The organism is Nostoc sp. PA-18-2419 (genome assembly GCF_005869855.1).
Classification (GTDB): domain Bacteria; phylum Cyanobacteriota; class Cyanobacteriia; order Cyanobacteriales; family Nostocaceae; genus Nostoc.
The window spans coordinates 40,423-65,511 of the sequence record NZ_SZNH01000024.1; the positions used below are offsets into that span (position 1 = coordinate 40,423).

The following is a 25,089-nucleotide window of genomic DNA, read 5'->3' on the forward strand; positions in this document are numbered from 1 at the left end:
ATTCTTTTTTAAAATTGGTATTATAGCAATTCCCAGTTAAGTGAGGTACAGAACTAATGTTTTGAAACGCACAGGCGCAGAGAGTAAGAGAGTTTTCAACTTTGATCAGAGCAATTTTATCCCCTACTCGTCTAAGACCATTATTTTTGCTGTTAATTTAATTTTCCCAGACCTATATAAGTTCGTGTATGAGTTGGTATATAATATCAATTCTCTATGAACATGTGCCTAATTATTTTGGAACATCGCGAACTATCTCATAAAACCTCTGTGTACCTTTGCGCTCAACTTTGCGTACCTACCCTGCGGGAAGGCGTTCGCGTAGCGTCTCGTAGAGAAACGCCTATGCGTTAAAAAAAGCTAGAATTTGGCGTAGCTTTATAAACAAACGGTATAAATTTGCTTCTAATAATTATATGTAGCCTCATTTTAAATTCGTATTAAGCCCCTTATTTGAAGCTAGGTCTGTGAGTCTTATTTGTCTAAACGCAGTTTCTAACCGCCAATTTTACTGCCATTTCCGTAAAATCTGAAGGGAATATGTAGTTTTACTGTAGTCGAATATTCCAGTCATGGAGTAACGATACAATCACTATACACATTTATTAATGTCTTAGACATCACATGATTGTTAGTTTGTGCAGTACCTAATTCCTAAAAATTACGAATTACGTTAGCGCAGCGTTAGTGAGTCTTCGTACTCTTACAGAGAAGCAAGCTACGCGCAGCGTCTCGTAGAGAGCGTCATTACGAATTGTTTGAAGGGGGAGTCGTTGATGATTACACAACAGCTAGAGCAGGTGAAGCAATTGCAAGCCACGTTGAACAAAATGGAAGTTACACTGGATGCGATCGCTGATGCTGTAGTCTGGGTGGGAGAAGACCAAAGCATTCAATGGTGCAATTCTAGCTTTGAATTTCTGGTTAACCAAGCCCACGGTACTGTCTGCGGCTTGATGTTAACTGAATTGCTACCCTTAACACACGCTGGAGAATTAGTTGCTTTATCCTGCTATCCGCACATACGGTTACTCAATGGAGAATATGACACAACAAATTATCAGTTGCAGCAGGGTGAGCGGACTTTAACGTTACAAATTTCCGGTAACTGTATCGGATTGACTGATGATAAATGTGCAATACTGGTGATTCGGGATATCACCGAGACGAAACAAGCTCAAGAATCCTTGCAAGAAATTGAGGAGCGGTTATACACATTAATTAACGCAACACCCGATATTATCTGTTTAAAAGACGGTGAGGGAAAATGGTTGCTGTCAAACCAAGCTAACTTGGAATTTTTAGAACTACAAGGCGTTGATTATCGAGGCAAAACCGACTCAGAATTGGCAGAATTTAGCAATTTTTATCGCGATGCTTTGCTTAATTGCAGCGAAACAGATGAACAATCTTGGCAGTTAGGAGGTGTGCATCGGGTAGAAGAAATTGTTCCCCGCCCTGATGGGACAGTGAGCAGTTTAGATATGGTTAAAGCTTCTCTGTTTCACCAGGATGGTAGACGCAAGGCAATGCTGGTTTTGGGGCGCGATATTAGCCAACGCAAACAAACCCAACTAGCTCTAGAAAATTCTTTATCTTTATTAAACGCTATCTTAGAATCAATTCAAGACGGTATCTTAGTAGTAAATAGCTCCGGTAATATCACTAGTTATAACCAAAAGTTCTTAGAAATGTGGTCAATTTCATCAGAACTTTTAATGGAACCAAGTCATCGTCGGCGAGTAGCGCATCTAGCAAACCAACTAAAAAAACCCGATGAATTTTTACAACGGGTGCGAGAATTATACCAACAGCCGGAAGTAGTTAGTTACGACTGCTTAGAAATGCTCGATGGCAGAATATTTGAGCGCTACTCCTGTCCTCAGCGCGTCGGTGAACAGATTATTGGGAGATTGTGGTGCTTCCGCGATGTCACCCAACGCCAAAGGGCACAAGAAGCACTGCGACAAAGTGAATTGCAATACCGCAGTGTTTTTGAAGCTATCAATGATGGACTATTTATTACTGAAATAGAAACTCAAACAGTCGCCGAAGTCAATCCTGCGGCTTGTCAAATGCACGGTTATAACTACGAAGAATTTATGACTTTGCATCCATCTGCTTTCATTCACCCAGATTCACATTCTGTTTTCTATGAGTTTATCGAGAAAACGCGAGCTGGTGAGGAATTTTACGGACAAGCAGTTGATGTCTGCAAAGATGGTAGTTTAATCGATGTGGAAGTCAAAGGAACGACTTGCATTTATAATGGCAAGCGCCACATCTTGGCAATAGTGCGGGATATTAGCGCTCGCAAACGCACTGAAAAAGCTTTACGCCAAAGCGAAGCACAGTACCGCGATTTGGTGCAAACAGCCAATTGCATCATTCTGCGTTGGGACAGCAATGGTGACATTGTATTTTTAAATGACTACGGTCAAAGGCTGTTTGGTTTCGATTTAGATGAGATTACAGGAAGCAATGTTGTCGGTACAATTGTTCCAGAAACCGAAACTTCTGGACGCGACTTACAGATGTTAATGGTGGATATTTGCCTGCATCCAGAAAACTATCTATTTAACGAAAACGAGAACTTATGCAAAAATGGCGATCGCGTTTGGATAGTTTGGGCAAATAAACCGATTTTAGACGAACAAGGAAACTTGATCGAAATTCTTTCAGTAGGCACCGATGCCACAGAACGCAAGCGCATCCAAGCAGCTCTGCAAGAAAATGAGTTAAAATTCCGCAGCATTGTTGAAAATGCCAATGATTTGATATTTATCCTCTCGCCAGAGGGAATTTTTACCTATCACTCGCCGAATGTGACTGCAATTCTGGGTTACAGTTTGACAGAAATTGAAGGTCACTCGATAGTAGACTTTACCAAACCTGAAGATTTAGCAACTAACGCCACGGTCTTACAAAGGGCTTTAACTGGCGAAAAGCTGACTGATATTGAAGTGCAATTGCGACACAAAGACGATAGTTGGCGATGGTTCAACTTTAACACTTCAACAATTATTACTTCCAGTGGTGAAATTGCGATCGCAGGTGTGGGACGCGACATCACAGAACGCAAACAAGCAGAAGAAGCCTTGCGTCGTAGTGAAATGAAGTACCGCAATATCTTTGAAAATTCTCAAGTAGGGATTTTCCGCACCCGTCCAGAAGATGGATTAATTCTTGATGCTAACGATCATGGCGCACATATCGTCGGTTTTGCCTGTGCTTCTGATTTAATTGGTAACTATCTGATAACTGATTTTTATCTCAATCCCAGCGAACGCGAAGTAATTTTAAAACAGATAGAAGACTACGGCGAAGTATGCAATTATGAATTAGCAGTGCGTCGCTCTGATGGCTCTGTGGTTTGGCTATTATTATCACTAAGGCTTAATTCTGAAGAATCTTGTTTGGATTGCGTATTTACAGATATTAGCGATCGCAAACGCCAAGAACAAGCTTTAAGCTTAATTCTTGAGGGCACAGCAGCTAAAACAGGCAATGAATTTTTCAATTCCTGCGTTCGTTATCTTGCCGAAGTGTTGCAAGTTCAATATGCCTTAGTCACAAAGTTTGACGCAGAGTCAAAAACTAGCGTCCGCACTTTGGCATTTTGGTATTCTGGGGCGATTTGCGAGAACTTGGAATATGATTTGCGCGGTACTCCTTGTGAACATGCTTTGCAAGGCGACATGTGTCACTACTCCCAAGCAGTGCAAGCCACTTTTCCAGAAGATGCAGATTTAGTGAGTATGAATGCCGAGAGTTTTTTTGGCGTACCTCTAACTAGTTCATCTGGTGACATCATCGGACATCTAGCAGTGATAGATGTCAAACCAATGAAGCCCGATCCGGGACGGGAACTGATTGTGAAAATCTTTGCCGCCCGTGCTGGTGCTGAATTGGAACGTCTACAAGCACAAGCAGCCCTCCAAGAAAGCGAGTTAAAGTTTCGCACTATCGTTGAAAAAGCCAACGATGTATTATTTGTACTCAATCCTGATGGGGTTTTCAACTATATTTCTCCAAATATCTTGAAGACTACCGGATATGCCCCTAATGAAATGGAGGGTAATTCCTTGGCATCCTTTACTCATGCCGACGATGTGCCCAAATGTCTACAAGTCGCCCAAACTATCCTAGCAACAGGCGAGGGAATTTCCGGTACTGAGTACCGCGCCAAACATCGTACACAAGGTTGGGTTTGGCTAACTTCTAATGCAGTCCGCACCCAAGATGCCCAGGGTAACTTTCAGATTGTTGGGGTAGCTCGTGATATTAGTGATCGCAAATTAGCAGAAGCAGCCTTACAACGTCGAACTCAAGCAGAAACTTTACTTAGCAGCATTTCTCGGCAATTTATCGACCAAGATTTAGCAACAGCAATTAATTTTACACTCAAAGCGATCGCTCAATTTATTGATGCTGAACACAGTTGTATCTTTAAATGCTCCAACGACCGCAGCGAATTTTACCTGATTCATGAATGGTGTGCTGGAGGTGTTACACCATTGATTGATATTGCCAGAGGTTCGCCTGTGGAAGTTTTCCCCTATTTCTACGAGCCGATTCTTGTTGGTGGACATCGCCAAATCCCTTGTGTGCAAGATTTACCGCCAGATCTACCAGAACGGCAAATGTTTGAGAGTATGTCGTTTCAGTCTATATTAGCTGTGCCCATGCTTCATGCTGGCACAGTAGTGGGATTTCTCGGTACAGCAATGATTCACCGCTCAAAAACCTGGAACCAAGAAGATATTAATCTATTGAAATTAGTCGGTGAAATAATCGCGATCGGTCGAGCCAGACATCAAGCAGAAGAAGCGTTGAGAATTGCCAAAGAAGCCGCTGAAACTGCCAGCCGAGCCAAAAGTGCCTTTTTGGCTAACATGAGTCACGAACTGCGTACCCCTCTAAATGCGATTCTTGGTTTTTCCCAGTTGATGGAACGAGACACTAGCCTCAACTCCAATCAGCGTGAATCTTTAGCTACCATTAACCGTAGTGGAGAACACTTACTCAACCTGATTAATGATGTCCTGGAAATGTCGAAAATTGAAGCAGGACAAATCATTTTCAATCCTGAAGACTTTGACCTTTATTTGTTGTTGCAAACAATACAAGAAATGTTTCAGGTGCGGACACAAGCAAAGCAATTATTCCTCAAATTTGAAATGTCCCCCGATCTGCCGCGTTATATCCAAACAGATGAAGGTAAACTCCGCCAAGTCCTAATTAACCTTTTGGGTAACGCTGTCAAGTTTACCCAAACTGGGGGAGTAACGTTGCGAGTGAGAATGGCGACTGGAGACTGGGAACTGGGGACTGGGGATAAGGAGATAAATGGACAAAATGATAAAACAACCACAGGAACAACTAATCTCCAATCTCCAGTCCCCAATCACCATCTCCCAATACCCAGTCCCCAATCTCTAATCTTTGAAATCGAAGATACTGGACGGGGAATAGCACAAGAAGAAATGGATAACTTATTTCAGCCTTTTGTGCAGACAACAAGCGGTATCCAAACCAAAGAGGGAACTGGACTAGGACTAACTATTAGCCGACAGTTTGTGCGGTTGTTGAGGGGCGATATTCACATTAGCAGTAGCGTTGGGCAAGGATCTATTTTTAGCTTTGACATCCAAGTAAATTTAGTTGCAGCCTTAAAAGCTACACCCAAGTTGAGCAGAGGACGTGTGATTCAGTTGGCGGCAAACCAACCTGCGTATCGAATTCTGGTAGTGGATGACCGCAAAGAAAACCGCGATTTAATTATGCAACTTCTTGGCAGCATTGGTTTTGAAATCCAGGCTGCAAATAATGGGCAAGAAGCGATCGCAATTTGGCAAAATTGGCAACCCCACCTAATTTGGATGGATATGCGAATGCCTGTAATGAATGGCTATGATGCAACTAAAGAAATTAGAGCTAGGGAAAGAAATACAGATCTAAATCACCGCAGTGTAATTATAGCCCTAACTGCCAGTGCTTTTGAAGAACAACAAGCAAGTATCTTAGCCGCAGGTTGTGACGATTTAGTTCGTAAACCATTTCGTGAACAGGTAATTTTTGAAAAGATAGCTGAATATTTGCAGGTACATTATATCTATGCCCAACAAAGCAATGAAAATACCACAGATAAAAACCCAGATAACCTTCCATCTGCCATCTTCGATCTTCACTCTGCAATTGAGGTTATGCCTGGCGAATGGATAGCTGAATTGAATCAAGCAGCCGTTGAAGTAGATGGTGAGCGAATTTCCCAATTAATTGCACAAATTGAGCCAACTCAGTCTCAATTAGCCGAAGAATTAGCAAATTTAGTCCGTAACTTCTGCTTCGATGAAATTATTGACTTAACACAGGACTGATAACTAAAATAATTGGCTTTGATTTTTGAACTTATAGCAGGAGGCAGCTATGCTGGAATCTCCTAACTAGACTAAAGTCGATAGCAATCGGATTTCTACAAATTGTAAAATTTTTAATCAAAAATGTCTGAAGTAGAAATTAGGGCTTTACCCACCAATGGAGAAAGGGTGAGATGAACGATCGCACGTTTGGGCACAAAAAAGCAGGTAAATCAACTTTTTCAAATCCATCACTTGTCTCACCAACTACTCCAACGCTGGCGAACCCAATACGCGGCTTTGGTTTACCAACAAATAATGACATCGAAACAGAAACTTCAGAATCAACCAATCTTCAAGAAGCACAGACTGTTGATGAGCAATCCTTATTATCAAAAGCCATTCAACAACGGTCTTTTGGTCATGACATTAGTCGTATATCATTGCGTGATCCCCAAGCAAAGCTAGCAGTGGGAGAGTCAAACAACCAGTACGAGCAACAAGCCGATTCGATGGCAAATCAGGTGATGTGGAACCCTCCTAGCACACAGCCAGTACAGAGATTGTCACAGCTTTCGCAGACGAAAGAGCAAAATTTACGAATATCACGAGCGCCAGGAGACTCTGGAGGTCAAAGTACTGATACTCAAACCAAGCAATCTGTTACATGGTTAGATTTACCACACGCGCATTTAAAAAAAGGAGCAAAAAAGGGGGCAAAGAAAGGTAAATTAACGCTAACAAGCGTAGAAAACACACCTAATACTGACCCAACATTGACTTATGCTTCGGAAGAAGATGTAGACCTTACATCCAGAAATAGTGAAGAAATTGATGATTCGAGGAAAAACCAAATAATTGCTGAGATTGTTGTTGCCCGCAATGCTATTCCAGCACGAGAGATTGGGCGAAGTCCTTATGGAGAAGCTGTAGGAAATTTTCACGATCCAGCACGTGCTAAGAACGATCCAATTGCAGCCCAATATAATCAATGGAGTCAAGGCGCACAACCAACCCAAAAGTTTGATCCTTCAAATCCTGAAGACCAAAAAAAGTGGCAAATATTCAAAAAAACGATCCCCCTAGAAGGACGACTTGGTACAATCACAACCTTTGATAAAACTCTCACCATTGGAGTTGGTTTTTCATCATCAGGTAGGCAAGCAGAACAGATAGTAGCTCAAAGTTTTGATGCTTTACCAGAAGTCAAGAGTATAGCCTTTCAAGCTGGATTAATAGCTGATAAAAAGACAAAAAGTTTTTTAGTTGTTGACACAGAAAAAGCGTGGATTTTGGATGGAACAGATGCATCAAATTATATCCAAACAAATCATCCGCTTCTTTCATTAATTATTAATGTTAGTCAAGGTCATCAAACGAATCAATCCGGACAAGAACCTAGCGAAGATGAAAGCGTCAAACAGCGTCAGACAATGGTTGACGCCCAGTGGACAACATTTTTAGAAAATGCAATGAGTGGCATTCCTCCAGAAATTTTAGAATACCCCTTAGATAGTGCGACTTTGGCTGTTCACTCGCGCCACGCAATATCCGCAACTTTCCCTTGGTCTTTCTGGCAAGAAAACAACAATCCCGACTTGAAAGCAATGGTAGGTGCAATTTATAAGAAGTTAAAGCAAATCAATCAATTATATTGGCTTTATCCAATTTGTGGCGGCATCTACAAACCCTATGCTGATGAAGTTGTAGCCAAGGAAGAAGCTTCAGACTTTTACAAAAAGCTCAATGGCTTACAAATGTCAGACATGCTCAAAGAATTACGTCGGCTTGCTGCTCAGAAACAGTTAAAAATCCGACTAGATTTATATGATGGCTCTTACGGTGGTCGTCCTCGTGTCGCTATGCTTGCAGTGCTGAATCGCAATTCTACTAATGAGCAGAAATCAGCAATTATATCTTCAACAGATTTTGCTGAACTTCCTCCTGATCAACAACAAATGATTAGACAAGAATTGGGTCTAAATTAACCCTCTTTGAAGAAACAAGGGAGGAGGCAGAAGGGAAGAGGATTTGACTTGTTTGTTTCAAGAGGGATAAGTAAGTAGTAGTTTTGACATACTCCCCTGAATTTAGCGTTTGCGTAGCGTGCCGTTAGGCAACCGTATTCAAGGGAGTATGTCAAGTAGTAAATTGACAACATTGAGTCTACTTTGTTTGTGCAACTGGCTGCACGCGCAAACCCTCTGTTTGATCTACCGTAGGAGTAGCAATCAACGATTCATTTCCAGTCAGACCTGATGTAATTTCTACTTCAGTACCGTAATCTCGCCCAACAGCAACTTTTTGATAATGCACGGTTTGGTCTTTAGTTACAGTTGCTACCTGCGTACCCTTGGCGTTAACGACTAAGGTACTATCTGGGATCACAAAGGGAGCATTAGTACGGTTAATGGCAAATTTAACACTAGCATACATTCCAGGTCGCAACGCCCCATCAGAATTCTGTATTTCTAATTGTGTGAGCAAAGTGCGAGTATTGGGATCTATTGCATTGCTAGTACGCACTACTTTCCCCGTAAACACTCGTTGTGGTAACTCTCTAACAGTAATTTGTGCTGTTTGACCAGTCTGGAGTATACCTGATGAAGTCTGAGGAACATTCACATTAACGTCTAGGGTATCGTAAGCAGCAATGGTATAAAGGCTGCTATTGCCAGTGTTGCTATTGCCAGTGTTGCTACTGGTAGTATTGCTATTGCCACTACCTGCTGAAATTAAAACACCTGTATTTACATTACGTGCTGTGATTACTCCTGCGAAGGGAGCAGTGACTTTTTTGTAAGACTGCAATACGATATTACGCTGGAAGTTTGCTTGACTTGCGTAGGCGTTAGCTTGTGCTGCTTTGACATTGGCAGAGTCAGAATTAACAGTATTTTGTGCTGCCTCAACGCTGGCAAGGTTAGCTTGATATGTGGCATATTTTGTATCTGCATCTTGTTGAGGCACTGCACCTTGCTTGACAAGAACTTGCCAGCGCTCCCAGCTCTGACGTGCTATCAATAAATTAGCGCGGGCTTGCTTTAAATCAGAAACACTTTTAGCGAGACTAGCACGGCTTTGAAGTATGTTGGCTTGTGCTTGTGCTGATTCTGCCTTTGCTTGCAAAACTTGCTGATCTATATCTGGTGAATCAATCTCTGCTAACAACTGACCAGCCCGGACGCGATCGCCAATGTCTGCGTACCACCGCCGCAAATACCCAGTACTGCGAGCATAGATAGTCGTTTGGTTCAGGGGTACAACACTGCCAGGTAACTCCAAATTGGTAGTAGCAGCAGCGCGACGGGGAGTAATCACATCGACTGAGGGTACGGTGCTTGCTTCCTTGACGGCTGCTTGTAATTGTGACCTTTGGTTTAACCTGGGCAGAATACCTATAGCTAGTAGGCTACCAAAAAAAACAGTACCAAGTATAGCCCAACCAATTCGACCAATGCCACGCCTTTTTCTAGAAGTTGTTTGTTGTTCAGAATCAGGAGATGAAGGATGCTGAGAATTCATAGGTAATTGGTGATTGATAATTGGTGATTGGTAGTTGGAAAAAAGGTAATTGGGAAAAAGGTAAACGGTATTTTTCCCCATTACCCATTACCTATTACCAAAGCTTATGACTTACCTTGGGATGATGACAAAGAGTATGCAGTCTGTGGATCTGAGAAATTTAAATCGTCGTCATCTTCATCAATCGGACGAGGTTGTTTACGGCGTAACATGCTGTACACAACAGGTACGAAGATGAGAGTAGCAATTGTCGCAGCCGACAAGCCCCCAATTACAGCACGACCCAAGGGTGCATTCTGTTCGCCACCTTCACCAAGACCGAGAGACATTGGCACCATACCGATGAGCATCGCTAAGGCAGTCATTAACACAGGACGCAACCGGGTATGACCTGCCGCTTGCGCTGCTTGATAAGCATTTTGCCCTTCTTGACGCTGGTCATTAGCAAAAGTAATCAGTAGAATACTGTTTGATGTTGCCACACCTATACTCATAATTGCGCCCATTAACGAAGGAACGCTGAGAGTAGTACGGGTGACAAACAGTATCCAAACAATCCCAGCTAAAGCACTTGGCAAGGCCATCATAATAATCAGGGGATCGAGCCAAGATTGGAAGTTGACTACCATTAAGCAGTAAACTAGCACAATTGCAAACACAAGTCCCAAACCAAGTCCCAGAAAGGAAGAGTTCATCGTTTGTACTTGCCCGCGTACAGTAATCAGACTACCGTGAGGCAATTTTTTCTGATAATCAGCGATGATTCGGTTCACATCCTGGGCAACTCCGCCAAGGTCACGACCAGAGGAGTTAGCATAGATATCAAAAACTGGCTGAATGTTGTAGTGATTGACAACTTGCATCCCCGTGTCGCGTCTGACAGTAGCCAAATTACCCAAAAGTTGGGGTGGGGTTTGACCGTTACCGACAGGCATATTCTTGAGGCTGTCAATAGAGTCAAGTTTGTACTGTGGAACTTGTACAGCAAGAGTGTAACTCACGCCTTTTTTGGGATCGAGCCATTGGTTGATTGCAGCTTGACCGCTGGAACTTAAGGAAGTGAGGACGCTATTAGCAACATCACGCTGGGTCATACCCAATTGTTGAGCTTCTGTGCGGTCTACATCAAGGCGTAACTTTGGAGCATCGACAACTTGCTGCATGTGTACGTCTACAGCGCCAGGAACACGCTTCATCCGTGTTTCGATTTGTTTGGCAATTTCAAAGTTGGCTTTTGAGTTTTGCCCAGGGCCGGATATTTGCACGTCAACGGCAGCAGGCAAACCAAAATTCAGAATTTGAGTAACAATATCAGCCGGCTCAAAAAAGAAGGTATAACTAGGAAATGTCGTTTTCAATTTCTGGCGGAGTTGCTCGATATAAGAAAAAGTTGAACCAGATTTTTTGAGCGACACCAGAATATCAGCATCAGCAGGCCCAATTGTCGCACCGTTGTAACCATAAGTAAGGTTAATACCACTGTTGGGTAAGCCGATATTATCCAGAATCATTGAGAGATTTTCTTGAGGTACAGTCTGGCGAATAACACCTTCAACTTGGCTGACAATTCTTTCTGTCTCTTCCAAACGAGTACCGGGTAAAGCTCGAACATGGAGGCTAAACTGACCGCCATCGACTTCAGGGAAAAAGTCTTGACCGACGAACGGGAATAAAACTCCTGCACTGACTATAAAAGCGCCAAACAGTACAAACACTATGCGGCGGTGATTCAATGCAGAGGTCAGAACATCGTAGTACCAACTACGAAATTTCTCAAATTGTCGGTTAAACTTTTCGTGTAATCGCCAGATCCAATCTTTCTTGACAGATTGCGTGCTTTGTGTATCTTCTGAAGTGTGGTGGCGATCGCCATGACCATTATTGTTTTGGACTGACGAATGACTATGGCGATCGCGGCGATCGTGAATTTCGACTGGCGAATGAGTATGGTGATCGTCATGACCGTTATTATTTTGGGCTGGCGAATCTAGATGATGGTGATCGTCATGACCGTTATTGTTTTGGGCTGGTGAATCTAGATGATGGCGATCGCCATGACCATTATGCCCCTCGCTTTCTTTATGCAAGTCCGCTTCATGTGGTAGGAGATAATTTGCCATCGTCGGGACTACAGTCCGAGACAGCAGATAAGAAGCAAGCATGGCAAATACTACCGCCATTGCTAGCGGCACAAACAGATACTTTGCCACTCCACTGAGAAACACGACCGGCACAAAGACAATACAAATACATAATGTTGCCACAAGTGCTGGAGTTGCAATTTGCTGCGCTCCATCTAAGATTGCTCGCTTGATTGGTTTGCCTTGTGCGAGATTTCGGTGGATATTTTCAATTTCTACCGTGGCATCATCTACGAGAATACCAACAGCCAAGGACAAACCACCCAAGGTCATGATGTTGAAAGTTTGTCCCAAACGACTCATCACAATAATCGAAACCAGCATCGAGAGGGGAATCGATACAGCTACAATTACAGTGCTGCGCCAACTTCCCAGGAAAATCAGAATCATCAGCGCGGTGAGACAGGCTGCAATCAATCCTTCTTTGAGAACACCTTGAATAGAAGCTTTCACAAATACAGATTGATCGAATAAAAACGATAAATTTAGTCCTGGGGGCAAGGTAGATTGGATGCGAGGCAAGGCTTTTTTAACGCGATCAATGACATCAATAGTCGAGGCACTGCCACTCTTAAGGATACTAAGTAAGCTTGATCGCTTGCCATTCTGACGGACAACATTCGTCTGGACGGCAAAGCCATCTCGCACTTGGGCGACATCACGAATGTAAGTCACGTTACCGTTAACTTGCTTAATTGGCAAGTCGTTGAGGGCTGCCACCACATCCGGACTATTGTTAATTTGGACGGCGAAGTCACGAGTGCCTATCTTCATACCGCCTGCCGGCAAGACTAAGTTTTGGGCACTGACAGCGTTAGTTACGTCTTGGGCAGAAACGCCTTTAGCCAACATCGCTTGGGGATCGATATCAACCATAATTTGCCGCGGTTTACCACCATAAGGCAAAGGTACACTCGCCCCTTGCACTGTTGCTAACTGCGTACGGACGAAGTTGGTAGCATAGTCGTTGAGCGCTTGTTCCGGCAAGTTTTTGCTACTGACACTCATCTGGATAATCGGCACGCTAGAAGCGTTGTATTGAATGATGAATGGCGGTGTGATACCGGGTGGCAAAGGGCGGAGAATTGTTTGGCTAACAGAGGTAATTTGAGCGACTGCTGAAGCTATATTAGCGTTGGGTTGGAAAAAAACCTTGACGACACTAACACCGCTCAAAGATTGAGACTCGATATGTTCGATGTCCCCAACTGTTGTGGTCATGGCGCGTTCGCTAATTGTGACGATTCGCTGTGCCATTTCCTCAGAAGTAGTACCAGTGTAAGTCCAAACTACGCTGACAACTGGGATATTGATTGATGGAAAAATGTCAACTGGTGTACCAAATATCGTGACTACACCCAGGATCACAATCATCAAAGCAGCGATCGCGAATGTATACGGAAGGCGTAAAGCAATTTTGACGATCCACATGCAATTTCCTTTTGAATGTGTTTAGCACTCTATCATCACTTGTGCGAAATAATTTTAAATCCTTCTGACAAGTGGCTTTCGTCAAAAAGTCAGAATTTTGGGCATTGCATTAGAAAATAAAAACTCAAAGCCATTTTTTGTTTTAGATTAAAAATGGTATCTGATTTTTCGTTTTCTAGAGTGATGAAACAGAGTTAGATATATTAATTTCTACTGAAGACATTGTAAATAAATGTAACTCGTTTTCTCCTTTGCGATCTGCGTCATTAGTCAGAAATACTATTAACGAAATATTTCTTAACATTAATCAGAGAAGTGTTAGGGAACTTTAACAAATAAATTATCCCGTTTGAAGTTATTGACTGATGACTGATGACTCAGTATCAAAATTGGCATCGGTGACTGGCTAAAACAATAGTTGAAAAGTGATCGCCCGAGTTTGGTGCTCCGCTAACAGAGTTACCGCCGCCGCCAAGTCAAGCTAAACCACATCTAGTTTGCATATCTAAAATTTATATAACTCTTGTGGAGTGCGCATCTTGCCCGCTCTAATTATGCAAGTTAAATGTAGAACAGCTTACCACCCGGACTATTATCTCTCGCAATTACCTGACTTTTTACCAGAAGTCTTAAGACCCTCGTGGATGCTGGCTGAGTGGGGGTTGGGGAAAAGTTAACAATGCTAATGAGTAGATCAACACTATTGGCATCAAAAAAATCCCTGAATTCTTAAAGAAGCCAGGGATTTAAAAAAATAGGATTGTTTTTAATATTTATTAAACTGTAGCTAACGCCGGCTCTGCCAAAAAATATTTCAGATTTTCTTTCTGAGTGGCAAATTTCAAATACTGAGACGCCATTTCTGGTGTGAGGAATTCAATCATTAATCTGTTTTCTACCCAGAACTCAATCACATCAAAGAAAGAATCGCGGTTACAGCGCACTGCACGCCAGCCTTCACGGACAGCAATTTGTTCAATTTCGTTCTGGCTGGTGGGTACAGAAATAGCTGCATGAATATCTGTAAACCTCGAATTGATAGCAGTATGCACAAATACGGCTCCCTCATCGCCTTCACCAGGTTCTATTTGAGAACCCAGAGGATAAAGTTCAATGCCTGTACCATGTTCATCGAAAGGTAGAACCATGTAACTTCCTGGGTTAGGAGGAAAAGGAACAGCTTGTGCTTTTAAAATTTCTCCAAGAACTTGGGCAACATGTTTGGGGTTTTTAACAGCAATAGAAATATGGTGAATCATAAAATAACCTCTGTTCGATATTTTGTAGATTACTAAACAATCGGGGAAAACTAGGGGAAGCAAATTTATCTGAATTTTGAATTGAAGATTCGCTCTAGCAAGCTATTGGGAATTGGGGAATGGGCAGTACCAGGTACGCCTAATTCTGACAAGTCCAACCCTTCCAAATCAAGTACCTCAGACTTTTACTGCTAGTCTTTGTATAATTGGCAGCTACATCGACTTCAATCAGCTACTCACGGGGGATTGTTTTTACTTGGATAAATTCCCGCAGTCACTTTCATTTCTTGCACCATCAGGTTGTAAGCTGTTCCACATTTAACTTGTATAATTAGAGCGGGCAAAATGCCCACTCCACAAGACTTATATCAATTTTAGATATGCAAACTAGATGTGATTTAGCTTACTTATGTAGTATTTGCTACTAACTCCATCTGTCCTCGTTGATTAATCATCCATCCAGTAGCTTCTATTAGTGGTGGTTGCTGTTTTATATCTGGTACTTAATTAGCCTGTAAACTAACATTATTCAGCGCTAACGCTTAGCTGAGACTTTCATCGCTAATAGTACTTTCTGGTTGAATAAAAATATCTTTTAGGTCAAGTAGTAATGTACCAAAACCATTTACAGCACTAGTATATACAGTACCAATATCCTTGCTTTTATCCTACTTAAAAATCAAAATAAAATTATCAAAGAAAATATCAAACAAAGATGATTTATTATCTTTTAAGTTTGTTAACTAGAGATTTGAATAATAAACTCTGTACCCTCTCCTGGCTCGGAATAGCAGGAGAGTAAACCACCGTGTCCTTCTACTATAATCTGACGAGCGATCGCTAATCCAAATCCTGTACCTTTTCCTACTGGTTTGGTAGTAAAAAGATGGTCAAATACTTTTTGTTTAACTTCTGATGACATTCCCACACCATTATCAGCAATTTTAATCAAAACGTGATTACTATCAGCAGCTATAGAAGTTTTAATAGTGATGCAATTGGGATTAGCTAAAATTTCATCTAAACTTCGCCCTATATTGTATTCTTCAAGTGCATCAATGGCATTTGCTAACAAGTTCATAAACACTTGATTGAGTTGTCCAGCAAAGCATTCTACTAAAGGTAACTTGCCATAATCTTTGACTATTTCAATTCCCGGACGGTTCTGATTAGCTTTTAAACGGTGTCTCAAAATCAAAATAGTACTATCAATGCCTTCGTGAATATCAAAGGGAACTTTGTAATCTTGATCGGCTCTAGAGAAGTTTCGCAAACTATTGCTAATACTGCGGATTCGGCTAACACCCAATCTCATTGAATCTAGCAATTTAGGCAAATCTTCGCGTAAATAATTTAAATCCATCGCATTGATTTCGTCTTCAATTTCTAAACCAGGATGAGGAAATTTTTCTTGATAGAGGTCAATTAGCCCAAACAATTCTTTAACATAATCTTTAGCTGGTTCGATATTACCAGCAATAAAGCCAATCGGGTTATTAATTTCATGAGCAACACCTGCTACGAGATTCCCCAAAGCAGACATTTTTTCACTCTGCACTAATTGTAATTGCATTATTTGGAGTTCTTGCAATGCTTGTTCTAATTGTTGCTTTTGCTGTTGTAGTAATTGTTCTGCTTCCTGGCGTTCGGTGATATCTTCAATTGTGCCAAGAATGCCTAAAACGTTTCCCTCTTTATCTCGTAGGGGAATTTTGTTTGTATTTGCCCAGATTTGTTTGCCGTCTGCTTGCTGCGATGTTTCAATAATGTTGAGTTCAGCTTGTCCAGACTCCATAATGCGGCGATCGCATTCTATATACCAATCTGATTCTTCTTCAGTCCAAGGAAGCTCGTAATCGTTTTTACCGACAATATTTTCTGGCAATTTTAAACCCGCAGCCTTAGCAAAGTTGCGGTTACACCATAAATAAAAGCTATTGCGGTCTTTCCAGAAAATAGATTGGGGAATATTATCAATAATTAGCTGCAAAAATTGTTCGGTTTGACCAAGGTTTTTTAAAGTATCTTGTACCTGTTGATTCACTCGAGCATTTTCTAGGGAGATTGCAACTTGAGTGCATAATAGATTCAGAATTTCCACGCGTTCGCTTGTAAACGCCGCAGTATTGAGATTGTTCTCTAAATACAAAATCCCCAATAGTTTCTCTTGGTGTAGAATCGGCATACATAGCAAGCTTTTGGGTTGCTGACGCATGATATAAGGATCGGCGATCGGCGTAGAATACATAGGTGTATCAATAATGACGCTAGGTTGCAGGTTGCATTTGACAGCGTAAATCAGGCTACGGGGCACGTCTGTGCTATCCTCAATCGGGATGGATTGTAGTATAGTTGATTGCTGCCCAATTTGAGCAATTGCCTCGACGACCAATCTATTTTCTTTGAGCAGTAGCAACACACACTTATCGGCTCCAGTATTTTCAATGACTATACAAAGCAATGTATTCAGTAATTTATCTAATTCGATTTCGCTAGAGAGACTTTGAAAAGCTTTGAGAACCGTTGTCATATCCAGCATGAATGAGGCATTGCTGCTAGAAGTTGCTGATTTGCTCATGCTTAGAGCTTGTTTTTCCAAGTCAGGAATCAGTGAATAAGCCGCTTGCTGGACGCGATCATGAAAAAATTTGTAAGTTGTCATTTGTCCTCTGTTATTTGCCCTTTGCAAATGACTAGTGACCAATGACGAATTATGATAAAATTTGTAGACTTCATTGATAGGAATAATCAACCCATCTTCCACGGCTTGCCATAAGTCTGCGACTGTTTCTAACTGGGATTTTTTATAGACAATTGCCAGAGTCATCAAATCAAATTGGTTGCCTATACAAGCTGCTAACTTCAAAACTTCTTGAGTCTGCTTTGGCAACTTTTGCAGTTGAATTGCCATGAATTCCACTACATCATCAGTAAAAGAGAGCGCTTGCACCTGAGCAATATCGCATTCCCACCACCCTTGACTTTCCTTATTAGCATTGCGGGGGTCTTTTCCGTTGTAGCGGGGGTTAAATATAATTAGTTGATTTTGATGTAGCGCTTTGAGAAACTGGGTGCAAAAGAAAGGATTGCCTTTAGTTTTACTTAATATAAAATCTGTTAACGGTGTTGCTAACTCCAGGGAACAATTCAATGTGTCTGCAACTAAATGATTGAGAGAGATTTCATCAAGAGGATTTAAAATAATTGTATTGACTATAGCGCCTAACTTCTGAATTTCATCTAACGTTAGTAGTAGGGGATGTGTGTTTTTAACTTCGTTCTCACGGTATGCACCAATTAATAGTAGATGGCCAATGTCAGCTTCACTCGTCAACAACTGTATTAATTTTAAAGAAGCAGAATCCACCCATTGCAAATCATCAATGAAGATTACTAACGGATGTTCTGGTGCAGCGAATACTTGAGTTAACTTCAAGAACAGCAAATTGAAGCGATTTTCTGCTGCACTCGCTGAGAGTTCTGGTGCAGGAGGCTGTTTACCAATCAGACTTTCTAGTTCTGGAATCACCTCAATTATTAGTTGTGCGTTCTCACCCAAGGCTTTGAGAAGCTTGGGCTTCCACTGTTCGAGTTGGGTGTAACTTTCACCGAGCAATTGTGTCATCAAGTCTCGAAAGACTTGTACAAATACAGCGAATGGGATATGGCGGCAGAACTGGTTAAATTTACCTTTAATAAAATAACCCCGTTGTCGGACAATCGGCTTTTGAACTTCGTTAACTACACTGGTTTTGCCAATTCCAGAGCAGCCTGCTAGCAAAATAATTTCAGTGCTTCCTTGGCTGACTCTCTCGAATGCACTCAATAAAGTTTCAACTTCAGCTTGGCGGCCGTAAAGTTTTTCAGGGATGATAAAGCGATCGCAAATATCCTGCTTACTTAATACAAATGTTTCAATCCGTCCAGTTTCCTGTAGTTGACGCCGACAAACTTCTAAATCATGTTTCAGCCCTAATGCACTCTGATAGCGTTCTTCGGCATTTTTCGCCATCAATTTCATCGTCATATCACACAGAATTTTAGGGATCTCCTCACTTTTAAAAGCCAGTTGCTTCAAGTCACCAAAGCCACCCAACGCACTAGCTGCTTTTGACTTTTGACTTTTGACTTCCCAAAGGGAAGGCGGCTGCTTAGCAATGTGAGAATAAACCAACTCCATCGGATCGTCAGATTGAAAAGGTAGCTGTCCAGTCAATAATTCATAAAATGTAATTCCTAGCGAGTAGTAATCGCAGCGGTAGTCAATTTGGCGATTCATCCGTCCAGTTTGTTCGGGAGAAAGGTAAACCAGGGTACCTTCTAGGACATTAGGATGCTGAATTTCCTGCGTTTCTCTAGGCAAAAGCGAGGCAATACTAAAATCTGTTAACTTGACTTGCTTAGTTTGCGGATTGATCAGAATGTTCGCAGGTGTGATGTCCTTATGGATTGTGCGATGGCGGTAAAGTCCATCGAGAATTTCACTCAAAGCGATCGCAATATCTAAAAACTCTTCCAATAAATTTGGGTTACTCTCTATTGCTGCTTTCATCCATTCTCGAAGAGAAATCCCGCCAAAATCCTCCATTACCAAGGCATAGCTGTTACCGTATGGTTCTAAGCTGTAGGGGCGAACAATATTTGGCAGGTCGAGATTTTTAGCAATCGTATAATGATTGCTCAAGTGGAGGAGTTCGCTGAAGCTAGTAGGATACTCTTGTTGAAGCAGTTTGATAATTACTGGAAGTCGATCCTCCTCTCGAATTGCGCGGTAAACCAGCGTTCTAAAACTTGTATAAAGTTGCTCGGTAATTTGATAGTTTAGAAGCTTGGCGTTCGGCTCAATTGCTATATTCATGTTCCATCGACTCTTGTGAAATCAGCCATTTATTTCCAATATTTTGCCCAAATATAAGCTTCATCTAACTCAGTTTGATTTTGAGCGATCGCATTTCCCAAGTTGCAGATGGAGACAGTAAGTTTTATTTGATGTCTGGGCGCATTTCCACCAAAAGTTTTTTAAGTGATTGGACGTACCAAAGGACATAACATTTTTACGTAAGTTTTTTGCTGGCGAGAGTAAATGAAATGTCAATATTGATGAAGGGCAATAGATAGATATCTGACTTTTCACGTTATCTAGAAAAACCAACGCGAAACCAACCCCCTAGTCCCTTCCTTGCTAGGAAAGGGGGAAATTCAAAGCCTCTCCCCTATGAGAGGAGAGGAATAGAAGTGAGGTTTTCTAGATGCCGTGAAAAGTTAGATACATATAGGCAAGGGCAACTGGCAAGAGGCAATCAATCTTTCCATATTGCCTATTGCCTGCCTCTACAAACACGCTCTATTTTTGAGAAAGTTTTTCCTCATTAATAGAAAGAGTGCGAATTAACTCCCGAATTACGTCGGTTGCTGGTCTCCCTGTAGTTGAGCAATATTGCTCAAGCTTTTGTGCCTCCTCCGCTGCCAGGTTAATTGTAAATCGTTTAACAGCCCATTTTTTATTCATGATTAGACAAAATATATTTTGTAACTACTTCTCTAATATCCGTTTTTTATGCTGTTACTACAATGGTATAATCAATGAAATTGCATTTAAGAAACAATGAAGACGAATGCCGTATTTATGGATCAACAGTTAAGAAATAAATTTTACTATGAAAACATAAAGTTTAGTTAATTCAATTGCAAGAATTATCAATATTGTGTGAAGTAAATATAAAAATATACATATTAACACAAAATATTCACTGAGTTAGAGAAAAGGCATTTTTATTAACCCGGTTATTAAAATCAGCGTTAATTCTTCTAACTAATCAACTTTGGTAATAGCATATTTACAGCACAAGACTTACGTATAGATTACGATTTTACGTCATTACGAGTAAAGCATATCACTTCCCTGCGGGACGCTACGTGAACGTGGAAGCAAGCTACGTGGAGCGTCTTGTAGTAGATGTAATCGCAAAGACTTAATTGTTCGTCATGAGTGCATAAACCCTACAGCAATTTTGAGATAAATCAACTGTAATAATTAGCTTTAATTTTTGAAATTATTCACTTACTGTTTACATAAAGAAGTTGAAAAATCAAAGTGATTAATCTAGTGGCGATCGCATGTAAAATCAAATTGAATATTTAAATTATTAAGAAGTTTTTTAATAAAAAAGATTGCACTGCTTAGACTGAATAAAAAACAGTCATTAGTCATCATTCAGCAACTTTAAGTAGTTATTTTTATTTCTTGAAGTCTCCTAAATAAGGATATAATATCATGTCCTGCTAATGACTTGCGATCAAAATCTCTTTGTGTCCCCACCTCAGTCTAAATGATAAGTTTTTAAACTGACATAGTATCAATCATGATGGAAAAGATTTTTGAGAATTACGCCGCAGAATTACCCAAGTAACAACAGGAGTACCAATTAAAGCAGTAATTGCATTTAAAGGTAAAACCATCTGACTTACCCAAAGTTGAGAAAACAAATCAGCAATTAAGGCTAAGATTGCACCCATGATTATTACACTAGGAATTAACATCCGATGGTCGGAAGTATTGAAAAAACTACGACACAAATGGGGAATTGCCACACCTAGAAACGCTATCGGGCCACAAAAAGCAGTAATTGCACCTGCTAATATAGATGCAGTAGAAATAATAGAAAACCTAGCTTTCTCCACCGTTAAACCTAAACTACGTGCATAAGATTCACCCAGTAAAAGAGCATTCAGAGATTTTGACTGTAGCAACGCTCCCAATAAACTCAAAACTATCACTGGAATTAAAACAACTAACTGTCTCCAAGTCACCCCAGCAAAACTCCCAAAAGTCCACATGATATAACTTTGAATACGTTCTTTTGAGCTAAACTGCAACAAAATACTTACTATTGCACTAGTAGCATAGCCAAACAATAAACCTAAAATTAGTAGCGTCATTGTGTCTTGCACTCGGCGAGAAACAACTAACATCATCCCTAAAACTAATGCTGCACCGAGACTTGCTGCTATGACTAAACCAAAATCACTAATGATTCCCAAATCTGCTAATAATGTTGGTGTTGTAGCACTTGCTGTTAATACAACTAACGCCACACCTAAACTCGCACCAGAACTAATACCCAATACAAAAGGCCCTGCTAAGGGATTTTTAAATAAAGTTTGCATTTGTAAGCCACTCACACCTAAAGCTGCACCCGCTAAAGTTGCAGTTAAAGCTTTAGGTAGGCGGAATTTGAGAATAATATTAGCCCATGTTGCTTTTTCTGGTTGTTGTCCAAGTAAAATTTTGACTACTTCATTGATAGGTATATGAACTGAGCCTAAAGCTAAGTCCAATAAAAATGCACATAGTAAACCTATCAGTAAACTTGAGAAAAAAATACTTTTTAACAACGGTGATTTTTGGTTAAATATGGAACTTTGAAAGTTAATTTTTTTAATTAACATTATTTACTAATTTTGTGATAATAAAATAGTTTATGATTAAGCAATATTTCTGGATGTAAGATTTTACTCAAGTCAGATAAAACTGTATCTGGGTTACTAATTCCGCCTTCCCAGTAATCATTACCTCCACTTTCATTGACACGAGCATTATTATTATAAAGATTCCCTGTTTTCACTGCCTTAAAATCAGCATAGCGATTATCTTCAGCCAATAAATCTTGTAAACTCAGCCAAGATTGACTAAAATTCAACCAGTAGTCAGCGTTTGCCGCACGTTCTAAAACAACTTCAAAAGATAGAGGTAGACTACCAGAGAATTTATTATCACTCCAGAGATAGTTTGCACCCGCATCAGCAAGATATTTAGCTACATAACTTTTACCACCAGGCATAAACCAAGTACCTTTAAAGTTAAATCCGACAAATACTGTGGGACGGTTTTTTACAGATTTGACTTTTTGAGATACTTGTTCATATTTATGAGTAATTTCTTGAAATATCTTTTCTGCTTGTTCTTCTTTATTAAAAAATAAAGCAGTAAATTTCAACCATTCACTTCTTCCCAATGGCGTATCTTCCATATATTCAGCATTAATTCCAACTTTCAAGCCTGCCTCTGTGAGTTTGGCATAGTTATCAGTTTGGGAATCACCCGTACCAAAAGTTGTTACCAAGTCAGGATTTAATTCTAATAATTTCTCGATATCCACATTGGCATTATTACCTACTTGTGTGACTTTCCCTGCTTTGATTCTTTCTACCACCTCACGCGTATTCACTTGCTTACTATTACTAATTCCTATCAGTTTATCAACTACTCCTAACTTAGCTAAATGTGGTAAATGAGTTGTAGATAAAGAGACAATGGAATTAATCGGAACTGTAATTACTTGTGCTTGATTAAATCCTTTTGGTGTGGGAGTTCCACATTGGACTAAAGCATATTTAAATGTTGTTTTAGCATTCTGCCAAGGATTCTTAATGGTGACTACTTTATAATGTTTGTAATATTCTACTGTCAAGCCTATGGCATGAGTAATTTTGATTTTAGTTGGAAAGTAATCAGTATTTTGCTCGTATTTTTGAATACAATTATTGATATTATTTGTAGATGTATTGATTGCTGTGTTATGGCAAGCAATGATTAAAGTGACAATTAACAAGAATTGGCTCACGCCTACAGCAATACCAAAAACCAGCTTGCGATGGCGTAAGCGCCCGCCGCACGCATCGCGAAAAAGCCGCGCAACTATAGCCATCATCCGTACCTCGCAGATGGTGTGAACCAGAAGTTAACCATCGGCGGGCATCCTGACTCACAGACCAAGGTCTCTTCACAGTTGCGGGACAGCGCCGGATTTACACCGAACTTTCCCCCTTGCGTCTGATGGCTGCTCCCCATCAGAACCGACCTCTGCATTGGAGCATATTTTGCAGCGTGCTATCTGCAAAAGCAACAAATTTTTAACAAGTGTATCGCTTGTAGGGGTTGATAGAGTTACAGGCGAAGAGCAATCACAACTACCTGAGCGATCGCCCTTGCCTTTTATACTCCAGTCAGGCGATTCTATTTTGTGGGGTTGGCCTCCACTGTTTTGATGGTGACGGGTGTGGTGATGCGGTGGTATTGCCGTTGGGTAAAGGGGAAAAAGAGTTTTCCTTCTTTTTGCACAGATGCAGGAATTATAACTAATTAGGCAGACATGATATCACGCGATCGCGTCTGGTAAGAAAAGGCTAATCGCTCGCTTATCGCTGCCACACCCCACTTTTATGAGAAACTATTGCAAGTAGTGCGATCAATGCCAAAATGACCATCACCATTTCACGGAATTCTTTCTGGGGACTGTATTTTGAAGTTGAACAAACCAAACGACGCTATGATCCTTCAGACGAATTTGATATACTCTGGCAATATCCACCCCAGTTTGGCGAAGGATACAGCCGAACCATCGAGTTACGAGAGGGATTGGGACTGCTGATCAACGACTACCTACTTAATGACCGTCTAGTTGTAAAAGTCCCAGAACGTGGAGGCAACGGCAACGATATACAGTACTGCTTCACTTTGTCAGGAAGCAATGAAACTTGGGATGTTCCCACGGGAAAGCATCGAACAGAGGGGGCAGGACAGTACTTTTTAGCGGGTAGTGGCGTAGATCCTAGACAACTGAATGCAGCTTTACCAGAACATCATTTGGCTGTGTCTGTTTGGATGGCACCAGAGCTACTTTGCTCATTTGCAGGCAATGTAGAGGGGGAAATTCCTTCAGCGTTAAAATGTCTTGTTAGTCCAACAGAACAGTCCAGTTATGGCGGCATTAGAACAACTACAGTAGTCATGCAAAACATTTTACAGCAAATTTTGCGCTGTCCCTACAATGGAATAACCAAGCGGATGTATCTCGAAAGCAAGGCGTTGGAGTTGACGACATTGACAGTTCAAGAAGAGTTGGAAATCAAAGAGGGTAGGCAGAATTCTAATGTACTGAAACTATATGATATTGAGCGAATTCATCATGCAAGAAATATTTTACTAGGAAATCTTGACAATCCACCATCGTTAATAGAATTAGCAAGGCAAGTAGGATTAAACGATCGCAGTCTCAAGCAAGGATTTCGTCAAGTGTTTGGCACAACTGCCTTTGCCTACCTCCACGACTATCGCCTGGAAAAAGCACGACAACTCCTCAATACTGGGGAAATGAACGTGATTGAGGTGGCGTATAGCATCGGCTTTGCTAATCGGAGTTACTTTGCAGCCGCATTTAAGAAGAAATTTGGTCTTAGTCCCAAAGAATATCAGATACAGCAGAAAAAGTCCGTCTAACGTTCAAAAAAGTCCGTCTAGCGTTCAAAATTCTTTTAACTCATACTAGTCTGTCCAGTAATATTCTTGAGAATACTTATCAGTTTTTATATGGT

11 protein-coding genes and 1 riboswitch are annotated in these 25,089 nt (G+C 40.9%); of the genes, 4 read left to right on the forward strand and 7 right to left on the reverse strand.

The window, feature by feature from the left end; translation table 11 throughout:
• Window positions 1–776: 776 nt before the first annotated feature.
• Both FCR06_RS22135 and FCR06_RS22140 read left to right on the forward strand, forming a co-directional pair.
• A complete protein-coding gene (locus tag FCR06_RS22135) occupies window positions 777–6,380 on the forward strand; it encodes a PAS domain S-box protein (RefSeq protein ID WP_138503565.1) in 5,604 nt (1,867 codons plus the stop codon).
• 173 nt (window positions 6,381–6,553) lie between these two features.
• Complete coding sequence (locus FCR06_RS22140; protein ID WP_138503567.1) at window positions 6,554–8,347, forward strand: hypothetical protein; 1,794 nt, start codon at window positions 6,554–6,556, stop codon at window positions 8,345–8,347.
• 178 nt (window positions 8,348–8,525) lie between these two features.
• Here FCR06_RS22140 and FCR06_RS22145 read toward each other — a convergent pair whose 3' ends face one another.
• The 7 genes from FCR06_RS22145 to FCR06_RS22180 form a co-directional block, all read right to left on the reverse strand.
• Window positions 8,526–9,884: an efflux RND transporter periplasmic adaptor subunit gene (locus tag FCR06_RS22145; protein WP_189523520.1), complete on the reverse strand. Its 1,359-nt coding sequence runs from the start codon at window positions 9,882–9,884 to the stop codon at window positions 8,526–8,528.
• 104 nt (window positions 9,885–9,988) lie between these two features.
• Entirely contained in the window at window positions 9,989–13,456 is a 3,468-nt protein-coding gene (locus tag FCR06_RS32865) for an efflux RND transporter permease subunit (RefSeq protein ID WP_189523521.1), read from the reverse strand.
• 776 nt (window positions 13,457–14,232) lie between these two features.
• On the reverse strand, window positions 14,233–14,715 hold the full coding sequence (locus tag FCR06_RS22160; RefSeq protein ID WP_138503571.1) for a hypothetical protein: 483 nt from the start codon (window positions 14,713–14,715) through the stop codon (window positions 14,233–14,235).
• A 739-nt stretch (window positions 14,716–15,454) separates the two neighbouring features.
• Window positions 15,455–19,573 carry an AAA family ATPase gene (locus FCR06_RS22165; RefSeq protein WP_138503573.1) on the reverse strand — a complete coding sequence of 1,373 codons (4,119 nt, stop codon included), beginning with the start codon at window positions 19,571–19,573 and terminating at the stop codon, window positions 15,455–15,457.
• 486 nt (window positions 19,574–20,059) lie between these two features.
• On the reverse strand, window positions 20,060–20,227 hold the full coding sequence (locus tag FCR06_RS22170) for a CopG family transcriptional regulator (RefSeq protein ID WP_138503575.1): 168 nt from the start codon (window positions 20,225–20,227) through the stop codon (window positions 20,060–20,062).
• A gap of 848 nt (window positions 20,228–21,075) precedes the next feature.
• Complete coding sequence (locus FCR06_RS22175; protein ID WP_138503577.1) at window positions 21,076–22,164, reverse strand: FecCD family ABC transporter permease; 1,089 nt, start codon at window positions 22,162–22,164, stop codon at window positions 21,076–21,078.
• The gene (locus FCR06_RS22180; RefSeq protein ID WP_411268015.1) at window positions 22,164–23,426 is read right to left on the reverse strand and encodes an ABC transporter substrate-binding protein; all 1,263 of its coding nucleotides are present in this window, start codon (window positions 23,424–23,426) and stop codon (window positions 22,164–22,166) included. The genes FCR06_RS22175 and FCR06_RS22180 overlap by 1 nt, the downstream gene beginning before the upstream one ends.
• Window positions 23,427–23,447: 21 nt before the next feature.
• A riboswitch (cobalamin riboswitch) is annotated at window positions 23,448–23,591 on the reverse strand.
• Window positions 23,592–23,595: 4 nt separating this feature from the next.
• On the opposite strand from FCR06_RS22180, the gene FCR06_RS32870 reads away from it, so the two are divergent.
• Both FCR06_RS32870 and FCR06_RS22185 read left to right on the forward strand, forming a co-directional pair.
• A complete protein-coding gene (locus FCR06_RS32870; protein WP_189523522.1) occupies window positions 23,596–23,763 on the forward strand; it encodes a hypothetical protein in 168 nt (55 codons plus the stop codon).
• Between the two features lie 211 nt (window positions 23,764–23,974).
• On the forward strand, window positions 23,975–24,994 hold the full coding sequence (locus FCR06_RS22185; protein ID WP_138503579.1) for an AraC family transcriptional regulator: 1,020 nt from the start codon (window positions 23,975–23,977) through the stop codon (window positions 24,992–24,994).
• Window positions 24,995–25,089: the final 95 nt, after the last annotated feature.

What these genes read in the sequence shown, in the direction of transcription:
- FCR06_RS22135 (WP_138503565.1), top strand. Translation starts at nt 777, where the DNA reads ATGATTACACAACAGCTAGAGCAGGTGAAGCAATTGCAAGCCACGTTG.
- FCR06_RS22140 (WP_138503567.1), top strand. Translation starts at nt 6,554, where the DNA reads ATGAACGATCGCACGTTTGGGCACAAAAAAGCAGGTAAATCAACTTTT.
- FCR06_RS22145 (WP_189523520.1), bottom strand. Translation starts at nt 9,884, where the DNA reads ATGAATTCTCAGCATCCTTCATCTCCTGATTCTGAACAACAAACAACT.
- FCR06_RS32865 (WP_189523521.1), bottom strand. Translation starts at nt 13,456, where the DNA reads ATGTGGATCGTCAAAATTGCTTTACGCCTTCCGTATACATTCGCGATC.
- FCR06_RS22160 (WP_138503571.1), bottom strand. Translation starts at nt 14,715, where the DNA reads ATGATTCACCATATTTCTATTGCTGTTAAAAACCCCAAACATGTTGCC.
- FCR06_RS22165 (WP_138503573.1), bottom strand. Translation starts at nt 19,573, where the DNA reads ATGAATATAGCAATTGAGCCGAACGCCAAGCTTCTAAACTATCAAATT.
- FCR06_RS22175 (WP_138503577.1), bottom strand. Translation starts at nt 22,164, where the DNA reads ATGTTAATTAAAAAAATTAACTTTCAAAGTTCCATATTTAACCAAAAA.
- FCR06_RS22180 (WP_411268015.1), bottom strand. Translation starts at nt 23,426, where the DNA reads ATGATGGCTATAGTTGCGCGGCTTTTTCGCGATGCGTGCGGCGGGCGC.
- FCR06_RS22185 (WP_138503579.1), top strand. Translation starts at nt 23,975, where the DNA reads ATGACCATCACCATTTCACGGAATTCTTTCTGGGGACTGTATTTTGAA.